This is a genomic window from Aggregatibacter segnis, assembly GCF_003130075.1.
Classification (GTDB): domain Bacteria; phylum Pseudomonadota; class Gammaproteobacteria; order Enterobacterales; family Pasteurellaceae; genus Aggregatibacter; species Aggregatibacter segnis_A.
The window spans coordinates 60,960-79,050 of record NZ_NRCW01000001.1 but is presented as its reverse complement, the minus strand read 5'-3'; the positions used below and the strand labels follow the sequence as shown (position 1 = coordinate 79,050).

General features: G+C 41.6%; 23 protein-coding genes, 1 tRNA gene and 1 pseudogene. 5 read left to right on the top strand and 20 right to left on the bottom strand.

Annotated elements, in window-relative coordinates; all coding sequences use genetic code 11:
* Positions 1-24: 24 nt before the first annotated feature.
* Positions 25-1,053: a tRNA (adenosine(37)-N6)-threonylcarbamoyltransferase complex transferase subunit TsaD gene (gene tsaD, locus DK415_RS00425; protein ID WP_109431964.1), complete on the bottom strand. Its 1,029-nt coding sequence runs from the start codon at positions 1,051-1,053 to the stop codon at positions 25-27.
* 224 nt (positions 1,054-1,277) lie between these two features.
* Here tsaD and rpsU point away from each other — a divergent pair, with 224 nt between their 5' ends.
* The 5 genes from rpsU (at position 1,278) to DK415_RS00400 (ending at position 6,914) form a co-directional block, all read left to right on the top strand.
* Entirely contained in the window at positions 1,278-1,493 is a 216-nt protein-coding gene (rpsU, locus tag DK415_RS00420) for a 30S ribosomal protein S21 (RefSeq protein ID WP_005701713.1), read from the top strand.
* 121 nt (positions 1,494-1,614) lie between these two features.
* On the top strand, positions 1,615-3,375 hold the full coding sequence (dnaG, locus tag DK415_RS00415; protein ID WP_109431963.1) for a DNA primase: 1,761 nt from the start codon (positions 1,615-1,617) through the stop codon (positions 3,373-3,375).
* Between the two features lie 75 nt (positions 3,376-3,450).
* Positions 3,451-5,316, top strand: a complete 1,866-nt coding sequence (rpoD, locus tag DK415_RS00410; protein ID WP_109431962.1) for an RNA polymerase sigma factor RpoD — start codon at positions 3,451-3,453, stop codon at positions 5,314-5,316.
* A gap of 126 nt (positions 5,317-5,442) precedes the next feature.
* Positions 5,443-5,519: transfer RNA gene (locus DK415_RS00405), tRNA-Ile, on the top strand.
* Positions 5,520-5,717: 198 nt separating this feature from the next.
* Positions 5,718-6,914 (top strand): tyrosine-type recombinase/integrase, encoded by a 1,197-nt coding sequence (locus tag DK415_RS00400; RefSeq protein WP_109059173.1) that lies wholly within the window; start codon positions 5,718-5,720, stop codon positions 6,912-6,914.
* 164 nt (positions 6,915-7,078) lie between these two features.
* On the opposite strand, the gene DK415_RS00395 is transcribed toward DK415_RS00400, so the two are convergent.
* The 19 genes and pseudogenes from DK415_RS00395 to DK415_RS00305 all read right to left on the bottom strand — a co-directional run bounded on the left by DK415_RS00395 (position 7,079) and on the right by DK415_RS00305 (position 18,067).
* Positions 7,079-8,869 (bottom strand): DNA primase family protein, encoded by a 1,791-nt coding sequence (locus tag DK415_RS00395; RefSeq protein WP_109431961.1) that lies wholly within the window; start codon positions 8,867-8,869, stop codon positions 7,079-7,081.
* The gene (locus DK415_RS00390) at positions 8,853-9,296 is read right to left on the bottom strand and encodes a hypothetical protein (protein WP_109431960.1); all 444 of its coding nucleotides are present in this window, start codon (positions 9,294-9,296) and stop codon (positions 8,853-8,855) included. Before DK415_RS00390 ends, DK415_RS00395 begins: the two co-directional genes overlap by 17 nt.
* Positions 9,296-9,520, bottom strand: coding sequence for a hypothetical protein (locus DK415_RS00385; RefSeq protein ID WP_109431959.1), 225 nt, complete (start codon positions 9,518-9,520; stop codon positions 9,296-9,298). The genes DK415_RS00390 and DK415_RS00385 overlap by 1 nt, the downstream gene beginning before the upstream one ends.
* Positions 9,513-9,878: pseudogene (locus DK415_RS00380) on the bottom strand (hypothetical protein); the annotation flags it as partial. The gene DK415_RS00385 and the pseudogene DK415_RS00380, both read right to left, overlap by 8 nt.
* 10 nt (positions 9,879-9,888) lie before the next feature.
* The gene (locus DK415_RS00375) at positions 9,889-10,071 is read right to left on the bottom strand and encodes a hypothetical protein (RefSeq protein ID WP_109431958.1); all 183 of its coding nucleotides are present in this window, start codon (positions 10,069-10,071) and stop codon (positions 9,889-9,891) included.
* Positions 10,064-10,285: a hypothetical protein gene (locus DK415_RS00370; protein WP_109431957.1), complete on the bottom strand. Its 222-nt coding sequence runs from the start codon at positions 10,283-10,285 to the stop codon at positions 10,064-10,066. The genes DK415_RS00375 and DK415_RS00370 overlap by 8 nt, the downstream gene beginning before the upstream one ends.
* Positions 10,286-10,288: 3 nt before the next feature.
* Positions 10,289-10,861 (bottom strand): host cell division inhibitor Icd-like protein, encoded by a 573-nt coding sequence (locus DK415_RS00365; protein WP_109431956.1) that lies wholly within the window; start codon positions 10,859-10,861, stop codon positions 10,289-10,291.
* A gap of 198 nt (positions 10,862-11,059) precedes the next feature.
* Complete coding sequence (locus DK415_RS00360) at positions 11,060-11,371, bottom strand: hypothetical protein (protein ID WP_109431955.1); 312 nt, start codon at positions 11,369-11,371, stop codon at positions 11,060-11,062.
* Positions 11,372-11,382: 11 nt separating this feature from the next.
* Positions 11,383-11,586 (bottom strand): helix-turn-helix transcriptional regulator, encoded by a 204-nt coding sequence (locus DK415_RS00355; RefSeq protein WP_109431954.1) that lies wholly within the window; start codon positions 11,584-11,586, stop codon positions 11,383-11,385.
* A 186-nt stretch (positions 11,587-11,772) separates the two neighbouring features.
* A complete protein-coding gene (locus DK415_RS00350; RefSeq protein WP_109431953.1) occupies positions 11,773-12,585 on the bottom strand; it encodes a hypothetical protein in 813 nt (270 codons plus the stop codon).
* Between the two features lie 95 nt (positions 12,586-12,680).
* Positions 12,681-12,866 carry a hypothetical protein gene (locus DK415_RS00345; protein ID WP_109431952.1) on the bottom strand — a complete coding sequence of 62 codons (186 nt, stop codon included), beginning with the start codon at positions 12,864-12,866 and terminating at the stop codon, positions 12,681-12,683.
* Between the two features lies 1 nt (position 12,867).
* A complete protein-coding gene (locus DK415_RS00340) occupies positions 12,868-13,239 on the bottom strand; it encodes a hypothetical protein (RefSeq protein WP_109431951.1) in 372 nt (123 codons plus the stop codon).
* Between the two features lie 90 nt (positions 13,240-13,329).
* Positions 13,330-13,617, bottom strand: coding sequence for a hypothetical protein (locus DK415_RS00335; protein WP_109431950.1), 288 nt, complete (start codon positions 13,615-13,617; stop codon positions 13,330-13,332).
* Positions 13,614-15,281, bottom strand: a complete 1,668-nt coding sequence (locus tag DK415_RS00330) for a terminase large subunit (protein WP_109431949.1) — start codon at positions 15,279-15,281, stop codon at positions 13,614-13,616. Before DK415_RS00330 ends, DK415_RS00335 begins: the two co-directional genes overlap by 4 nt.
* Positions 15,282-15,287: 6 nt before the next feature.
* Positions 15,288-15,656 (bottom strand): phage terminase small subunit P27 family, encoded by a 369-nt coding sequence (locus tag DK415_RS00325; RefSeq protein ID WP_109431948.1) that lies wholly within the window; start codon positions 15,654-15,656, stop codon positions 15,288-15,290.
* A 212-nt stretch (positions 15,657-15,868) separates the two neighbouring features.
* The gene (locus DK415_RS00320) at positions 15,869-16,225 is read right to left on the bottom strand and encodes an HNH endonuclease signature motif containing protein (RefSeq protein WP_109431947.1); all 357 of its coding nucleotides are present in this window, start codon (positions 16,223-16,225) and stop codon (positions 15,869-15,871) included.
* A gap of 10 nt (positions 16,226-16,235) precedes the next feature.
* Positions 16,236-16,550, bottom strand: a complete 315-nt coding sequence (locus DK415_RS00315) for a head-tail connector protein (RefSeq protein WP_109431946.1) — start codon at positions 16,548-16,550, stop codon at positions 16,236-16,238.
* On the bottom strand, positions 16,537-16,893 hold the full coding sequence (locus DK415_RS00310; protein WP_109431945.1) for a phage head closure protein: 357 nt from the start codon (positions 16,891-16,893) through the stop codon (positions 16,537-16,539). Before DK415_RS00310 ends, DK415_RS00315 begins: the two co-directional genes overlap by 14 nt.
* A complete protein-coding gene (locus DK415_RS00305; protein WP_109431944.1) occupies positions 16,877-18,067 on the bottom strand; it encodes a phage portal protein in 1,191 nt (396 codons plus the stop codon). The genes DK415_RS00310 and DK415_RS00305 overlap by 17 nt, the downstream gene beginning before the upstream one ends.
* Positions 18,068-18,091 lie beyond the last annotated feature (24 nt).

Below are 18,091 nucleotides of genomic sequence, written 5' to 3'. Positions count from 1 at the left end.
ACCGCACTTTGATTTGATATCGAATTAAACAGCAGTTAATTCGGTCATTGCCCAGCGGGGACGCACTTCGATGGCAAGATCTTGCTGCTGTCCTTGTTTTAAACGTAAGAAGCCGGCGTAAGCAATCATAGCGCCGTTATCGGTACAAAATTGCGGTTGCGGGTAAAACACTTCACCGCCCAATTGTTGCATCAGCTCCGCCAAGGTTTGGCGCAACTGTTTATTGGCGCTCACGCCACCAGCAATTACCAAACGCTTCAAGCCTGTTTGCTTTAACGCACGCTTACATTTGATGGCGAGCGTGTCCACCACAGCCTCTTGGAACGCATAAGCAATATCCGCTTTGCTTTGCTCGGTTAATTCCCCTTCTTCTTGCATCACTTGATGAAGCGTATTGGCAGCAAAGGTTTTTAAACCGGAAAAGCTGAAATCCAAACCAGGACGATCGGTCATTGGGCGAGGGAACGCAAAACGATTCGGCGTACCATTTAACGCTAAGCGGGCTAATGCCGCTCCGCCGGGATAATCCAAGCCGAGTAATTTTGCCGTTTTGTCAAACGCCTCCCCTGCGGCATCATCAATAGATTCGCCTAATAATTCGTAGCGTCCGACGCCGTCCACACGCACTAATTGGGTATGTCCGCCGGACACCAACAACGCCACAAAAGGAAAGTGCGGTGGATTTTCTTCCAACATTGGCGCCAGTAAATGCCCTTCCATGTGATGTACACCGATGGCAGGGATATTCCACGCATACGCTAAAGAACGTGCTACGGTAGAACCTACTAACAATGCGCCGACCAAGCCGGGACCGCTTGTATAGGCTACGCCGTCAATGTCTTTCGCAGTAAGATTGGCTTCTTGTAAGGCGGCTTGTAATAATGGCGCTAATTTCCGAATATGATCGCGCGAAGCCAGTTCCGGCACAACGCCGCCGTAATCGGCATGTAGCGCAATTTGCGTATGGAGTTGGTTAGCAATCAAGCCTTTTTCTTCGTCATAAATGGCAACGCCCGTTTCATCACAGGACGTTTCAATGCCTAAAATTCGCATTTTTGTTCTCTTTATATGGGATTTAATTGGGGCGAATTTTACCTTTTTTACAAGGGTTTAACCAGTTTCTCAAAACGGATTTCAGGAAAAGGTGAATCTTCCCTTTACTTTTCCTGTGAAGTTGGATTAAAATTGCGACCTTTATTGAATCTGCCACGACTTGTGGCAACAAGTAAAATTTAAATTGCAATTAAATTAATTAAACTCATTGAGGTGATTGGCTTATGCCTGTAATTAAAGTTCGTGAAAATGAATCCTTTGACGTAGCATTACGTCGTTTCAAACGCTCTTGCGAAAAAGCTGGTATCTTAGCAGAAGTTCGTGCTCGTGAATTCTACGAAAAACCAACGACAATTCGTAAACGTGAAAATGCAACTCGCGCAAAACGTCACGCAAAACGCGTTGCTCGTGAAAACGCTCGCAATACACGTTTATACTAATTAGCAGTATTTTTAACTCGAGTTATAAAAACCGTGAATCTTCCAAGGCTCACGGTTTTATTTTCTCTCAATCTCATCAGTTAGGCTCATATTTCGTTCACAATAAGAGGCAAAATACTCGATGAAAGGTTCCATTCCCCGCACATTTATAGACGATATTTTAACCAAAATTAACATCGTCGATTTAATTAATTCCCGCGTAAAACTGAAAAAAGCCGGCCGTGATTATCAAGCCTGCTGCCCGTTTCACCATGAAAAAACGCCTTCTTTTACCGTCAGCGATAAAAAGCAGTTTTATCATTGTTTCGGTTGTGGTGCGCATGGCAATGCTATTTCCTTTTTGATGGAATACGACAAGCTGGAATTTGTGGAAGCGGTGGAAGAACTGGCAGGTTTTCTCGGTTTAGAAATTCCCTACGAAAAACGACCGCACTTTAACGATAACGGCAAGCGAGTTGGCTATCAAACCAAACGTAACCTGTATGAACTTATGCAGGAAATTGCTAAGTTTTATCAGCAACAATTACCGTTAAATATTCCTGCACAAAGTTATCTGCAACAGCGTGGTTTATCAGCGGAAATCATTGAACGTTTTCAAATCGGTTATGTGCCAAACGCCATGGATACCGTTTATCGTCAATTTGGTAAAACACGTGAAGAGCAACAAAAACTGTTCGATTTAGGCATGCTGTCGCGCAATGATCGTGGCAATGTGTACGACAAATTCCGTAATCGGATTATGTTCCCTATTCGCGATCGTCGCGGGCGCACCGTAGCTTTCGGCGGACGCGTGTTAACCGATGAAAAACCAAAATACTTAAACTCGCCGGAAACCGTCACCTATCACAAAGGCAGTGAACTTTACGGTTTATTTGAAGCCTTACAGGCGGATGATTCACCACAAAAATTACTGGTTGTAGAGGGCTATATGGATGTGGTGGCACTCGCCCAATTCGGGGTCAATTATGCCGTGGCGTCTCTCGGTACGTCCACTACCTCGGAACAAATTCAATTACTTTTTCGCTCCACGGAACAAGTCATTTGCTGTTATGACGGCGATCGCGCCGGGCGTGATGCAGCATGGCGTGCACTGGAAAATGCGTTGCCTTATATGGAAGATGGTCGCCAACTGAAATTTATCTTTTTACCTGATGACGAAGACCCGGATAGTTTCATTCGTCAATATGGTAAGCAAGGCTTCGAGGAATATATTGAGAAGGCGCAATCTTTAAGTGAATTTTTGTTCGCTCACTTAACCCCCAAAGTGGATTTTTCTTCAAAAGAAAGCAAAACTAAACTTGCTGCCCTTGGAATACCTTTAATTGAAAAAATCCCTAGCAAGGCATTAAGGATGGAGCTACGCCATCTATTTGCTAAAAAACTAGCTATTGTAGATCCAGCACAATTAGAAAGTTTACTTCCGGAGAAATTACAAACGGATAACACTCCGATTACACAAAAAATTCAATTCAAACGAACCCCCATGCGGATTTTAATTGCGTTATTGTTACAAAACCCGGAGCTGGTGAAATTCGTGCCGGATTTGGAACCTCTCAAAAATTTGGATGAACCAGGCTACGATTTACTCGTAGAATTGACCGCACTTTGCCGCGAAAAAGTAGGCATCAGTGCAGGGCTGTTACTGGAACACTGGCGTGATACAAAACAACAAAAAATACTTGAAAAACTACTGGCGTGGAACCACTTGATTGAAGACGATAAGATCGAGGACACGTTCCGCGAAACATTACGTTACTTTTACCTGCAACTGGTTGATAAACGCATCCATTGGCTCATCGCTAAAGATCGTGCGGAAGGATTGGATCTCAACGAGAAAAAAGAGCTTTCACATTTGTTGGTAAAAAAACAAGAAAAGAAATAGTTAAACCTGAGTAAGAATGTTAGAATTCCTAGCATTTTATCTTCTCCAAATAAGTAAGCAAGGCGGATATCAAATATGGATCAAAATCCACAATCTCAATTGAAACTACTCATCGCTCAAGGGAAAGAGCAAGGTTATTTAACCTATGCCGAAGTGAATGACAGCCTCCCTGAAGAATTAGTCGATGCGGATCAAATTGAAGATATTATTCAGATGATCAACGACATGGGGATTCAAGTGTTGGAAACCGCACCGGATGCGGATGATCTGATGCTCAATGAAAATATCACCGATGAAGATGTCGTTGAAGAAGCAACCCAAGTATTATCCAGCGTGGAAGCAGAACTCGGTCGCACGACTGACCCGGTGCGTATGTATATGCGCGAAATGGGTAGCGTAGAATTGCTCACCCGTGAAGGTGAAATTGATATCGCTAAACGAATTGAAGAAGGCATCAACGAAGTTCAAAGTGCTATTGCCGCTTACCCAGAAGCCATTACCAATCTCATTGAACAATATGATTTGGTGGAAAGTGGCGGCGTTCGTTTAGCCGACTTAATTACCGGTTTCGTGGATCCAAACGTATTAAGCGAATCAGAAACGGCCGAATTAGATGAATTCCATGCAGAAGAAAGCGAAGAAAACGTAGCTGCTGCTGAAATGGATGATGAAAGTGAAGATGAAGAAGATAGCGAAGAAAGCAGCAGTGATGACAGCGATAGCGATAACAGCATTGATCCTGAGGTTGCACGTGAAAAATTCACCGCACTTAGACAACAACATCAAAAAACGCTAGAAATCATTGCAAAACACGGTCGAACCGGTAAAAAAGCCAAAGATGAAATTCAGGCATTATCGGATATTTTCACTCAGTTCCGTTTAGTGCCAAAGCAATTTGATACCCTTGTTTTATCCACGCGAGATATGATGAAACGTGTTCGTCATCAAGAGCGTCTGATTCAACGTCTTGTGGTGGATAACGCTAAAATGCCAAAATCCAGTTTCCAAAAAAGTTTTATTGGTCATGAAACCAGCGATGTATGGTTGGTAAAAGCGCTTGCCGCCGGTAAGTCTTGGTCTGAAAAACTCGTACAGTATGAAGATGAATTGCGCCAAGCAATTGCTCATTTAGTTCAAATTGAACAAGACACGAATTTAACCATCCCGCAAATTCGAGAAATTGGTGAACGTATCGCACAAGGCGAACTCAAAGCCCGCCGTGCGAAAAAAGAAATGGTGGAAGCGAACCTTCGTTTGGTGATTTCCATTGCCAAAAAATATACCAACCGTGGCTTACAATTCCTTGATTTAATTCAAGAAGGTAACATCGGTTTGATGAAAGCCGTAGATAAATTTGAATACCGTCGCGGTTACAAATTCTCTACTTATGCCACCTGGTGGATTCGTCAGGCAATTACCCGTTCTATCGCAGACCAGGCACGTACCATCCGTATTCCGGTGCATATGATTGAGACCATCAACAAACTCAATCGTATTTCTCGTCAAATGTTGCAAGAGATGGGACGTGAAGCAACACCGGAAGAATTAGCGGAACGTATGGGCATGCCGGAAGACAAAATCCGTAAAGTGCTGAAAATTGCTAAAGAGCCGATTTCCATGGAAACCCCAATCGGTGATGACGATGATTCCCATTTAGGTGATTTCATTGAGGACTCTACCTTAGAACTTCCTCTCGATTCTGCCACCGCACAAAGTTTAAAAGCGGCGACACACGAGGTGTTGGAAGGCTTAACGCCACGTGAAGCGAAAGTGCTTCGTATGCGTTTCGGTATCGACATGAACACCGATCACACATTAGAAGAAGTCGGCAAACAATTTGATGTGACCCGTGAACGTATTCGTCAAATCGAAGCCAAAGCGCTACGCAAATTGCGTCATCCAAGTCGTTCCGAAACCTTACGCAGTTTCTTGGACGAGTAATTTTTAATACAAGAAAAAAGGATAAGTCAAAAGGCTTATCCTTTTTTGTTTAAATTAAACACACACAAGATGGCGCGGCTAGACTTTAACCCGATATTTCCCTATAATCCTACCGCAACTCTTACCGCCCCCATAGCTCAGTCGGTTAGAGCAGTCGACTCATAATCGATTGGTCACAGGTTCAAGTCCTGTTGGGGGCACCAAAAAACTTATCACGCCCCCTCGCAACCCATCAAAAACACTAATCAAATCCAGTATTTATAAGAAGTTATAGCATTTTATCCTATCGTACTCCCTCGTAAATAATCGCCCTTAACCGCTCTTTTTTGTAACCACGATTGTAACCATGTGCTAATATCCCTTTTCCGTGGTTACATAAAATTGCTAAATGGTTACCAAATATGCCTAAAATTACTAAACCTCTAACCAATACCGAGGTAGAAAGATCTAAGCCGAAAGCCAAAGAATACACCCTTACTGATGGCTACGGATTATTTCTATTAGTCTTGCCTACCGGCGTTAAATCATGGCGTTTTAACTATATCCGCCCACTTACTAAAAAACGTACTAAAGTTTCTTTAGGAACTTATCCCGCTTTATCTTTAGCTCAAGCCCGTTCTATTCGTGAAGAATATCGCTCTTTGTTGGCTCAAGGCATAGATCCACAAGAACATAAAGAACAAGAACAGAAAGCTGCTATTGAGCATATAGAAAATAGCTTGCTATCTGTTGCTAATCGTTGGAAGGCCAAGAAGGTTCAAAAAGTAGAAGCTGAGACATTAAAAAAAGATTGGCGCCGCATGGAAATCTATTTGTTTCCTTTTATTGGTGATATGCCGATAAATGAAATCTTGCCAAAGGTTGTTATTGAAGCATTAGAATCACTCTATAACCAAGGCAAGGGCGATACATTAAAGCGCACCATTCGGCTATTGAATGAAGTACTTAATTTCGCTGTAAACTACGGCCTAATTGCCTTTAATCCTTGCTTACGAATCAATGAAGTATTTAACTTTGGAAAATCCACCAACAACCCGGCAATAACACCAAAAGAACTACCGGAATTAATAAAAGCCGTGATGTATTCCAGTGCGGCCATTCAAACAAAGTTATTATTCAAATTTCAGTTATTAACCATGGTACGACCTGCTGAAGCAAGTAACGCCACATGGTCTGAAATTGATTTTAAAAAATCTTTATGGACTATCCCGGCTAACAGAATGAAGAAAAGGCATCCTTTTGTAATTCCTCTTTCTTCCCAAGCTATGGAAATTCTAAACAAAATGAAAAGTATATCTGTGAAAAGCGAATATGTTTTTCAAAGTTGGATTAAGTCTAACCAACCAATGAGCAGTCAAACAATCAATAAAATGCTAGTTGATTTAGGCTACAAGAATAAACAAACAGCTCATGGATTAAGAACAATCGGACGCACTTATTTAGCTGATCAGCGTATTGATTATGAAGTGGCTGAAATGTGTATTTCTCATAAGACGGGTACGCAAACAGGCAAGATTTACGATAGGGCTGATTTCCTTGAACAACGTAAGCCGGTGATGCAACTTTGGGGCGATTATGTAGAACAATGTGAACGTTAAAAGTGATGTGCGTGGAAAATATTTAAAAACTGCCTTCACTCGTTCACCGATTGCTTTTCCCTTGTTTTTCAATTGGTTACAAGGTGAAGGGGAAGTCGGTGTTGTTCACCTTGGCATTCACCTTTTTAGATAAAAAAAGCGCGGTTTTTATGCCGCGCCTTTCACTATCTATTTGATTTTATGTACTCATTATAAAACTCGTCAAAGTCTTTAAAGTGTACGTTAGTGATATATCTTCCTTTTTCCGCACCGGAAGTAATTCGCCTGCGGGTGTATGGATATTTATTTTTATGTTGTGCCAATCCTTGTCTTAATGATTCGGTAAAGTTATTCAGTGTTAAAGCATTTTGAATATTATTGACTTCAGTAAATACCAAATAAGCAGGGTAAAGATGCGTTCTTGGAAGTCCGGTTTTCGTGTTGCCAATTCCTAGCCCGTTACTTTCTTGGGAGGTTAGGAAATAACTACAAAACACCGTTAAATGATCTGAGTTCATTTTGATTTCTAACGCTTCGGCGCTTTCCTGTTGTTTGGTTAGCGCTTTTTTCGCGTCCAACGGATTTTTAAAAGCCTGAATCAGTTTATAAATAATTCCGCCAGCTTCGGCTTCTATCTTATCCATTAAGCGCGGATCGCGTTTACTTTCCGGCACCACCTTATCAAAGTGAAAAATCACTCGGCGGCGTTCAATACCTCCGTTTCTTTCTGTGAAGCGTGTCGGCTCATTGTTTACGATTAGCACAATCGCGGGAATGACTGCTTTAAACTTGCTTTTGTGCTTCGGATCGATATTGACTAAATCACCCGCACTAATGCTTTTTAGTCCGCCACCATCACCACCATAGCGGGATTGTTCCGGGCATAGAATGAGCGTTTTATTCACAAAGTTTTCACGGCCGCGCGGTTCGTCTAAATCGACTAATCGCCCACTTTCCGTGTTTTGTTCGCCGGCTAACATTGTGGCAATTTGCGCAAATACCGATTTTCCGCTGCCACCATCACCGGTTACTTCAAAGAATAACTGCCAGTTATGGCGATTCGTTAAAATTGCGTAAAGTGCGCCCAAGATGGCTTGCTTTTTATCTTCCTTACTATCAGCAACAAAATTCAACCAATTATCAAAGTGCGGTGTATTTTCTTCCTGATTCGTGTAATCGTGCGGAATAAAGGAAGTGAGCCAGTTTTCCCTGCAATGCGGGGAAAATTCCAAGGTCGAACGATTTAATACGCCGTTTTTAAAGGCTAATAGCTCCTTGGATTGTTCCCCCATTTTGGCCGCTTGAATCTTCGCTGTATCAATCATTGAATCAATAGAACGGGCGCTATAAGTAAATTCCTGTTCATCGTAAAACTGAACGGCTTTAACCTCTAATTCCGATCTCGGTAGAATCTCCCAATTTGCGCCGGTGTAATGATAAAGCTCCTTATCTAAACTGTGTTGAGCAATATCTAGATCCAACCATTTTACGAATGCCCGGGCTTTTACGTTGGTGCCGTCCTTTTCTTTCAATTTCGGTGGCGGAGCAATTTTATCCGCAATTTCTACCGCACTTTTATCCGTGCGTAGGCGTTGAATGTAACCACTTAGATTTTCCTTCATCTGCGCGGCACCATCATATAAAACGACATGATCGGCTTTTGTATGCTTTGCTAAATTATGGCAAATACCAGTGATTTCGGTCGGTTCTAATTCACCACATTGGAAAATCATGATTGAGCGTTGTTCCGGGTCGGCTAGTCTGATTCCTGAAATATCTTCAAGCTGCTGTTCGGCAAGAATCACTGGCTTTTGTCTAGCGTCCATACCTTCCACCAATGAACACAACAATAACCATTCTTCGCCTTTTCCTTTGTTCCATGCTTGCCAAGCCTTACGCCCGGCAAGAATGATTAACGCTGAATAAGGTTCTTTCGGTTGATCCGCTAAATGTGGTGCATTAATTAAGTGCGCCATGATTTACCCCCTCAACTGCGCCTTTCTCAATTATATGAATGCGCATGGCAACTGTTTTTTGAAAATAGGAAAACGCGCTTACCAAAGAATTCACTACACAATGTTTTAATAAACCATCTATCAGTTCATCATTGGATAGCATTGCTGCGGTTTCCTCCGGCGCTAAAGAAGGCGGTTTTGGTGCCATTGCTAATAAATGCTTATTGATAGCCAGTAGTTCATCATGAATAATTTTTAGCCCACCGAGATATTCAGCGGGATAATCAATAAACTGTTCGGCTAATGCCAAAATTGATTCGGTGGTATAAGGGAAAGACGAATTAAAGGCTTCATCTTTAGGTTTTCCCATGTTCTGATGACTGATTGAAATAGCATTCAATTCAACGGCATTTAGTTTGGAATAATCCATTTTTTGATTGAGATCCATTATTTCACCCCCGTGATTTTCAATCCTGCTGTAGTTGCTCGTTTAATTGATTTCAGCGCGTCTGTTGCTCCTTTTAAATGTCCGTTGTGAATGTAGTCTTTGGCAAAGCTAAGATAAAATTCAGTCTGTTTAATGGCTTTTACCAACTGTTCCCAATCCGGCAAGCGTTCTTCCTCAAATAGGCTCGGGCGATTCTTGCTTACTTTGGTTTTTAACTTACGCATTTGCCACCACCTGTAATCGTTCAATTTGTGTTACTACTTCGGAGAATTTAGAAATTAAATAGCCGTTTGCCTGGTTAAAGTCTTTTAAAAGGGTAGTCTGTTCTTCTGTTAAATCGGCAGCTTTCGCCAATTCGTTAAATAACTTTCCGCCGCCTTTCAACCGTTCTACTAAATCCGCACATTCGCCACGCATTTTTAGTTTGTGATGGAAATCGTCCGGATAAACTTCAAGGCATTTGCGGTTGCTATCATGAATTAGCTTAAATTGGCGGCTGATTTGCGCATATTCCGCGTGTAAAGGATTGAATGAGAGTTTCCCATGAATCTTAGGCTTAACCGTGCCTTGTGTTTGCTGTTGTGCCATCGGTTTAATCATTTTCATCATCCTCGCCTAATCCGTCGGGGTTGCTAATTCTGATTTCTGAATGAACATCTTTATTTTTTAAAAATTCAGCAGCTTTATAGGCTTGTTCGTATGTAGGATAATGCCCCACAAAATCAATTTTGCCCTGTTTGTCCAATATCACTAATTTGTAAGGTGAATTAGTCATCTTCGCCCTCCAATAATTTATTCAAAGCCGAATAATTGCTTTCACTTACTCTAAATGCAGCGACTATTGCCGCCTGAATTTCACATTCATTTAATTTTGAATAGTCGGTTTCAGATAAAGCCAATAGCAATGATGAAAGCTGATGGACTTTCTCTAAAAGCCCTTCTAATTGCCATTTTTCAAGAGTGATTTTTTCTTTATTAAGATTGCGCATAGCTCACCCCTTGATAAAAGTGCGGTCGTTTTTCACAGCGTTTTGAAGATTGATTTTGCCGGTAAGTACAAGAACAAAATCACGGGCGAATTGGGCGCGCGCGGCTTGTTCTGTGTCAGCGGTGATGCGGATTTTTTGAATGTGATTGGTTAGATCGGTACGGCGAATAGCCGCAAAAATGAATTGATACATTTGCGTAGATTCCAATTGTAAGTTTTCAGAATCTACCGCTAGACTTCTCACGGTCGGGCGGTAGAACGTAACAGGGTGAGAAACTGCTACAATTGGAAAGCAGCCCGTCAAAGACGGCCCATTACGCTCTACCATTGAGAGAATGATCGGATTTAGATTAAAAACAAAATCCGCATATTCTTTAGGTGTGCGAATGTTACGAACAAAAAAAGCACGGTTAAAAGGCGTGCTATCGTTCGCCAATTGTAAATAGTTCAGCTTCTCACGGCTGGCCTTAGATTTTGCTAAGGCGCGAACATAGTCGCAAATTTGACCGCACTTTGTAAAGTGAAATGCATTGTAATTATTTTCATATTGTTTATAATTAACGTGATTTAAATTCATATTAATTCCTTTTATGGATTTAGATCGGGAAACGTGGCGTGTGCTTTGTGTTTGGCTCATGGTCGCTAAAATCATTCATTAGCGTTCAAAGTGTGTTCCGCAGTTTCCGCTCTCATGTAATTTAGGTTATCTACCTTCTGAGCGATTCTTAAGGTAGGGAAATGCGCCGCTTGGGTTGAGCCTTGCGGCGTTTTTCTTTTAACGGAATCGAAAGTAGGCTTGCTGTTCTTCATGCGTAGTAAGCTCACCTCCCTTAGCCTTGTAAATGGCAATCACCTGTTTTAACTGTTCGGCATCTGAGATTTCATAGCGGTAATATTGCCCCATTCCATCTGCAGTCTTTTCCGTTGTACGTTTCACTTTGCCGGTTAAATGATTGCGTTCAAGTTCACTGATATAGTTACGCGCTGACGTCATGCCCATTGAATAACCATCAATGCCGCTAATACTAGAAAGAATTAAGCGGTGTAACACTTTTAAGAATTGCGTTGGTTTTCTTGCTTCGTTCATCTTCCATCACCTTAAACGCGTGCGGCTTTTTGTTCTTCAATCCACGCATTCACTTCTTCTAAGTCCCAACGGACAAAGTTTTGTGAAAAGCGGATTGGTTGTGGGAATTGTTTAGCTCTTACAAGCTCATTGAGTTTGGTGCGGCCAAAGCCGATCATTACAGTGACTTCGGCACCGGTGATAAGCTTTTTAGATTGGGTTTGAGATTGGCTCATAAAAAATACCTCTCGTTAGTTTAACTATGTGGAATAGCGTCCTATTCCGTTGAGTTGTTCGAACGATAGGGATGTTATGAATAAAACACTTTTAATTCAAAGACTTAACTTCCTAATAAGAAATGATTGCTTAAATCGAAAGAAAAAGCCCCTTAAATCGAAAGACTAAGAGGCTTTTATAGGAAACTATGATTTTTTAGGTGGGAAAATTGCTTTTATAATGTCGTTTGATTCATCAATTAACTTGTAAAAAGTATCAGCAGAAATATCGGTATTTCTAATTTCTGAATCTTTTAGATCTGCGTTAATAACATCAAATAACTTATTTCTGCTATCAAGTTTTGGATAACATTTTTTAACCAATAAAGCGAACAGTTGCTTTTGTGGAGAACTTATTCGGCCGCTTTGGTTTGTTAAACTAAGAGAGTCTATTATCTTTTGCTTTTCCTCTAACTCGGATTTTAATCTTTCTATTTCTTGGTTTAATTCTGGCACTGATTCAGCTTTTTCCTTTTGAAGTGGGATTAAATCAACATTTTCCACATCAGATAGATTTTCTATGTGAGGGATTTTTGCTCCTATCATATTTTCTATCTCATCTCTGCGAAAGTAGAACTCTTTATTGTCAAATTTTATACTTTCATTTTCACAGGAAATCTCGTATGCAGTCATAGCATCAGGGTTATATCTGAAAGAAGTAGTGTCAATCTGCGTATAAACTAAATATTCCAAATAAGATATTAAATGAGAGTATTCGACTTTATCTAATGATTTAGTTATCGGATGCAATAAATAGCATCTTGGAATATTATTTCTGCCTTCTTCTCTTTTAAATAAAGCTAAAACATCTTGGGCGCAAGTTACTCCATAGAAATTCTCTTCATTAATTCCTTTCGTTTTGCCTTTATCTAATTTTGATTTATAAATGAAAGCTCTTAAATGTTCGAGTGATAAATATTCTTTCAAATAGTCGTCTTGAATAGAAGATAGATCTAACATAAACGCCCCTTTCGCATTCATCCTTATTGGTAAGAGCGCATCAACAAGATAAGGTTTCTTGCTTTCGGGGATCAGCCTAGATGCGCTTTATTTGGTTATTTAGCTAATGTAATAGATTCTATTTCCCATCGATTTCCTTTATATCTTTTTTGTAGAAATATCATAGATTTAGTTCTAGCGTCTCTTTCATCTAATGCATCTATGGATATAATGCCGCTATCAATTTCATTCCCATTATTGTCTATTACAAAAAAACTTAGTAGATATTCTTTATTTTCCATGTTAGTCCTTAGCTTTTATGGTCACAGAAATATTAGAAAGTGTAGTTTCTTTACCGGTGTTGCCGTCTATCCAGTTTATCGTGCCGGTGATAAATGGCTTATTTTCTTTCTGCTTCTGTAAAGTCTTTTGAATAATCGGACGATTAATTTCATGTTCTACCCAACTATTCTTTCTTTTTTCTCGCTCGTCCACCAACCGTTTATTTTCTTTCCGGCGCTTATATTCATCGTAAATAAGCCAACCGATAGTAAATGAAAGCCCGCCGGCTAAACCAAAGGCCACAATAAACCACCAGTCTTGAAAGGTAACTATTGCTAATACGACAAAAAAAGCAGCAACCATACACTTTATTGCAACTAGTATCAGACCCATAGTTCCCCCTTATTTTTACTGATTATTATAATAAATAACATAGTAACAAAGGAGAAAAGATTCAATAGTGTAAGGGAAATATTTTATTCTTCATCGCTTACCGGCATTGATTCTTTTTTGCTGTTTTAGCATGGCATCAAGCTGTTTCTTGGCAATAAAGTAAATCGTTTCTAGCGCGTCTATATTCGGGCTATTTGGTCGGCTGTCTATTTCTCGCTTGGCTGCATTACATTTACATTTTAATGCGTGAATAACTTCACTGATTGGATAGGGTTCTTCATCATCATAAAGGCTGACAAAGGTAAAAAGTGCGGTCGATTTTTTATAGTGATTCACCGCTGAAAGAAGTAAATTTTGCTTTGCTTGTTTACATCTCATAAATCAATCCCGTTAAATTGTTCCAATGCCTGTTTGTGTTCTTCCGATAACTCAAAAATCAGATCGCCATATTCAAGTTGATAAGTGCCGAATGACATCAAGAAAGCCACTGCCGGATCGATTTTGTTTGCGGCCTTTTTCTTGTTTGGTTTTATGTTGGCGTTCGCATCGGTTTCCATCACAACGTTGGATAATGCCCACGAAAGCACCGGATCGCCGTGGTGTTCTATCACTTGGCGATTTATCAATACTTCCGCACTTTTGGCCACCGGGCTAAATCTTTGGTAGGTTTGCGGGAATGGTTCTACTTCCAAACCTGCTGCCTGTAATTGCGTGCGTAAATGCGTGGCGTTCCAAACATCAAAGCCAATCACTTTGATATTGAAGTTTTCTGCGTCTTTTAAAATATCATCGCGGATTTTGTCATAGTCGATACAGTCGCCCTCTGTGGCAATAAGCCACCCTTGGCGCACCCAGTTTCGATAGATTGCTCGATTCTTGTTGGCCACGTTGTTAAGCTGAAATTCAGGAATATAATGCCGGGTAATCAACCGCACTTTTTTCCCTTGTGGGAAGGTGTAACAAAGGCTTGTTAAGTCGTTGGTGCTAGATAAATCCAAGCCTAAATAGCAATCTTGGTGAAGTAGGTCTTTTTCGGTGTAATCTCGTGCGCACTGCGCCCAATTGCCTTCGCCTAGCCATGGTGTCGTTCCTTGGCACCAAACATTAAAACGCTTGGTGAGCATTTCCACCCACTCGGAAGGAATCCCTCGGGCTTTCTTGATCGTGTTTTCAAAATCAAGGTAAGGAATGGATTTACCGATATTCGGATTGGCTTTTATCCAGTTTTTCGGATTATCAATTTCGCTTTCTTCGTCTAATTCAAAAATCAGTACAAATAGGCTGTCGTTTTGTTCGTTGCCTTCCAGTATTTGTGCGCAATAGTCATAGTGCTGTTTACAAGCGGAAATAACGTTACTTCCCGCGGTGGTAATGGCAAACAGTAAACCTTCAGGGCGTGCGCCTTGCCCTAGTTCTAATGCGCTGTAAACGCTGTTATCGGTGTGTAGGTGATATTCGTCCACAATGGCCAGACTTGGGTTAGTTCCCTCAATGGTTGAGGATTTAGCCGCTAACGGGCGCATTAAGCTATTTGATTTCGGATTAATCAGTTTATGCTGCTGAATATTGAGCCGTTTGCGCAAAGGCGGGGAGAGTAGGCACATTTGACGCGCATCATCAAACACAATGCGGGCTTGGTCTCGGCTTACGGCTGCTGTGTAAATATCTTGTTGGCCCGATTCCATCAGTAGGAACCAATTAGCCAACACGGCGGCCACGGTGGACTTGGCATTTTTCCGCGCCACTTGGATATAAGCGGAACGATATTTCCTCAAGCCGGTATCAGTGCGCTTAAAGCCTAACAGATTAGCGAATAGAAACGTCTGCCAGTCTGAAAGCTCGATTGGTTGCCCGCGTAAATGCCCCTTAACGTGCGGGCATAGGCGGGAAAAAGCCAAGAATTTATTTACCGCACTTTCATCAAAGAAATAAGCGGGGTTCGCTAAATCGTCAAAATAACGTGCTACGGCTTGTTTTATCTTACGACAAGCCATGATTTCACCTGATTGAACTTTCTCCGCGTACTCGTTCCAGATTGCCATATTTGCCTACATCGCCAAAATGCCATCAAGCGCATCCGTATCTTCGGTTTCTACCGGATTTTTACGGCGGCTCACCGGGTCAAAGCCCAAAAGTGCGGACATCTTGATCATCACTTTTTCCGCATCGGCTTTCGCTGAAAGTGCCGGATTGCGTGACTGTGTACCTTGGCTATTTACGATAATGAAGCCATTTTTGGCTAAATCCGCCACAGAATGACGCCAAATTGCGTAGTTTTCGCAATAAATTTCAAGGTTTGTTAAATCTTCCGACTTAATATCACCACGTTCTGAAAGTTGTTTAATGCGAGCTTTCCATTGGCTTTTAGCAATATCATCCAAGAAATCAGGTGTCTTATAACTTTTTCGTTTGCCCATTCACTTTCCTTATTTTCTAAAAAATCACTTTGCGTAAAAATTTGATTGGGCGGGCGGTTCCGTAGGATTTTGCTTTTCTTTTTGAAACTGCCCCCACCTGTTCAAATTGTCTTTTTGTAATCGTTTAATTTGTTAGCTCAGTTATGGTCATATCACCACAACTCAACTGTGTACATATGTACATCCTTCAGTTGTTGCGATATCGAAACGGTTCACTTCTTCGCACCAAATCCGCGTTGGTCTATCACTCGTGTTTTATAGCTGTGACAATCACGACATAAAGGCTGATGATTGCTTGCTACCCAAAACAATGGATCGGCTTGCCCATTCTCTACCGGCTTGATATGGTCTATCACTGTTGCTGGAGTATATTTGCCTTGCTCTAAGCACATCACACAAAGGGGATGATGCTTTAAGTATTGCTCGCGGTATTTGCTCCACTTGTGGTCGTAACCGCGGGCGCTACTGCTTGGGCGGGTGTCCTTGGGCTTATGCGCCTCGCATCTACCGGACTTTACTTTGTTTCTACATCCGGGATAGCTACAACGTCTTAAGGGTTGATAAGGCATAGCTATACCCTTAGTAAGCGCACGGTTCTCTATACACTTCCCACAATGCGGAAATCGTCATTGGTGCCGGTTTAAGGTTGGCTAAGTCTGTGACGGCTTCTCGGTTCGTGTAGAGATAGGCGATATACATTAAGCAACCAATCTTAATCGCCGGGGTAAAAGGGATGGTCTTTTCCGTTTCTTCTTCCCCAAAGGTTTTGCCAATATGTTTTTGGCATACTTCCAATGTGGCTGCCTTATAGGCTTCCAGTAACTCATCATCTAAATCATGATCAAGATTTAAGTGCGCTTTGATTTCATCAATGGTTAAGTCAATATTCGCCATACGCTTCACCCTCTTTACACATTAGCTGCAACTCTCTGTGAGATTCCATACTGTCAATAACCGAATAAATATCAAATAGGCGTTTACCGTATTTAATCCGCATTTTGTTTGTAATGCCTTCAAGGTAACGAATGCGAACGCGGATAATGTTTTCACCCATTTGAAAAGGGCCGCTAAAATATTCTCTCCCTTGTAACGGTTCTACACTGGCGCGCACGGTGGCGACATTCTTCCAAATTGGTCTTGAGTTTCCGTATGGGGTGCTGTTTCGCTCTTTGTCATAATCCCGTTTTTGTAAGGTAATCACCTTGTTATACTTTCCGGCCTTAATCATGATTGCCATCGCTTGCCCCCGGTTCTTGCTCATCACCGCGTTTTACTTCTACGGTTTGTTTCCATGCTTGGCTAAATTCTTCTCCCCCCTCATAAGGCGGTAAACCTTCACGGCGGCGAACTTCATTCGGGCACATTACACCGGCTTTAATTGCCACATCGTAACTCTTGAAGCGCTCGCTTTGACTTGTGCGCAATAAGTCGCTTGTATCAAATTCAATTAAGTAACGTTTCTTGCTGTTGCTGCCTAAATCAATCATCAAGGCATCTTTTAGCTGTTGTTCAAAATTGGTTAGCCAAGGGCGCAAGGTTTGCGATAAAAAGGCTCGACTGGCTTCACTAAAGTTTGAATAACTGCTATTGGAATAGTCTTGTAAGAAAATAGGGCTAATGTTGTAGATTCTGGCAATATCGGAAATTGTGAACGTACGGCTTGCTAGCCATTCCGCGTCTTGGTTTGTCATGCCTAACTGTTTATATTCCATTGAGCCTTCAAGGATGGGTGTTTTCCCTGCGTTCTTTGCGCCTTTGTAACGTTCAAGGGCTTTTACGGCTTTTTGTGCTTTGGCATCATCCAACCATTCGGCGGTAGTAATTAATCCACTCGCCATTAAACCGTTTTTCATCACTGCAGATCCGTGTTTCTGTTGAGCAATGCCCAAGCCCACGGTTTCACGGCAAATCGTAATTGGCGAACGACCCATAAAGCCATCAAGGGATGAATGGCGTAAATGTAGGATTTCATCTTGAAGATAGTTTTTGCTGTTGCCGTCTAAATCGGTAATTTGATAGATATACTCGCCGCCAACTTTGCGATAGATATTGACCGCACTTGGTTCGTACGGGATAAGGCTGATTGGTTCGCCTTTGCTGTTCCATTCAATCACCGCATAAGCGTTACCGTTTAATAGGCAGTGACGCATCATGGTGTATTTAAATTGATACGGTGTTTGGCTACGGTTTGGCATTTCATTTAAGAGATAGTCCACCGGGTGACGATAAACGCGCTCGCGGCCATCGTCTTTAAGCTGATACAAATAACAAGGCATACTGACTACCGCTTCAGAAATAACAGTAACGGCACTCATCACCGCCGGTAAACTTTCTGCCGTGTTCGGGCTGACAAATTCCCCTGCGCCGGTATTTGATACGCCAAGATAAGAAAGCAACTCATTAATTGCCATCGGTGCGCTGCGTTGTTCTTTTCG

What these genes read in the sequence shown, in the direction of transcription:
- tsaD (WP_109431964.1), bottom strand. Translation starts at nt 1,053, where the DNA reads ATGCGAATTTTAGGCATTGAAACGTCCTGTGATGAAACGGGCGTTGCC.
- rpsU (WP_005701713.1), top strand. Translation starts at nt 1,278, where the DNA reads ATGCCTGTAATTAAAGTTCGTGAAAATGAATCCTTTGACGTAGCATTA.
- dnaG (WP_109431963.1), top strand. Translation starts at nt 1,615, where the DNA reads ATGAAAGGTTCCATTCCCCGCACATTTATAGACGATATTTTAACCAAA.
- rpoD (WP_109431962.1), top strand. Translation starts at nt 3,451, where the DNA reads ATGGATCAAAATCCACAATCTCAATTGAAACTACTCATCGCTCAAGGG.
- DK415_RS00400 (WP_109059173.1), top strand. Translation starts at nt 5,718, where the DNA reads ATGCCTAAAATTACTAAACCTCTAACCAATACCGAGGTAGAAAGATCT.
- DK415_RS00395 (WP_109431961.1), bottom strand. Translation starts at nt 8,869, where the DNA reads ATGGCGCACTTAATTAATGCACCACATTTAGCGGATCAACCGAAAGAA.
- DK415_RS00390 (WP_109431960.1), bottom strand. Translation starts at nt 9,296, where the DNA reads ATGGATCTCAATCAAAAAATGGATTATTCCAAACTAAATGCCGTTGAA.
- DK415_RS00385 (WP_109431959.1), bottom strand. Translation starts at nt 9,520, where the DNA reads ATGCGTAAGTTAAAAACCAAAGTAAGCAAGAATCGCCCGAGCCTATTT.
- DK415_RS00375 (WP_109431958.1), bottom strand. Translation starts at nt 10,071, where the DNA reads ATGACTAATTCACCTTACAAATTAGTGATATTGGACAAACAGGGCAAA.
- DK415_RS00370 (WP_109431957.1), bottom strand. Translation starts at nt 10,285, where the DNA reads ATGCGCAATCTTAATAAAGAAAAAATCACTCTTGAAAAATGGCAATTA.
- DK415_RS00365 (WP_109431956.1), bottom strand. Translation starts at nt 10,861, where the DNA reads ATGAATTTAAATCACGTTAATTATAAACAATATGAAAATAATTACAAT.
- DK415_RS00360 (WP_109431955.1), bottom strand. Translation starts at nt 11,371, where the DNA reads ATGAACGAAGCAAGAAAACCAACGCAATTCTTAAAAGTGTTACACCGC.
- DK415_RS00355 (WP_109431954.1), bottom strand. Translation starts at nt 11,586, where the DNA reads ATGAGCCAATCTCAAACCCAATCTAAAAAGCTTATCACCGGTGCCGAA.
- DK415_RS00350 (WP_109431953.1), bottom strand. Translation starts at nt 12,585, where the DNA reads ATGTTAGATCTATCTTCTATTCAAGACGACTATTTGAAAGAATATTTA.
- DK415_RS00345 (WP_109431952.1), bottom strand. Translation starts at nt 12,866, where the DNA reads ATGGAAAATAAAGAATATCTACTAAGTTTTTTTGTAATAGACAATAAT.
- DK415_RS00340 (WP_109431951.1), bottom strand. Translation starts at nt 13,239, where the DNA reads ATGGGTCTGATACTAGTTGCAATAAAGTGTATGGTTGCTGCTTTTTTT.
- DK415_RS00335 (WP_109431950.1), bottom strand. Translation starts at nt 13,617, where the DNA reads ATGAGATGTAAACAAGCAAAGCAAAATTTACTTCTTTCAGCGGTGAAT.
- DK415_RS00330 (WP_109431949.1), bottom strand. Translation starts at nt 15,281, where the DNA reads ATGGCAATCTGGAACGAGTACGCGGAGAAAGTTCAATCAGGTGAAATC.
- DK415_RS00325 (WP_109431948.1), bottom strand. Translation starts at nt 15,656, where the DNA reads ATGGGCAAACGAAAAAGTTATAAGACACCTGATTTCTTGGATGATATT.
- DK415_RS00320 (WP_109431947.1), bottom strand. Translation starts at nt 16,225, where the DNA reads ATGCCTTATCAACCCTTAAGACGTTGTAGCTATCCCGGATGTAGAAAC.
- DK415_RS00315 (WP_109431946.1), bottom strand. Translation starts at nt 16,550, where the DNA reads ATGGCGAATATTGACTTAACCATTGATGAAATCAAAGCGCACTTAAAT.
- DK415_RS00310 (WP_109431945.1), bottom strand. Translation starts at nt 16,893, where the DNA reads ATGGCAATCATGATTAAGGCCGGAAAGTATAACAAGGTGATTACCTTA.
- DK415_RS00305 (WP_109431944.1), bottom strand. Translation starts at nt 18,067, where the DNA reads ATGGCAATTAATGAGTTGCTTTCTTATCTTGGCGTATCAAATACCGGC.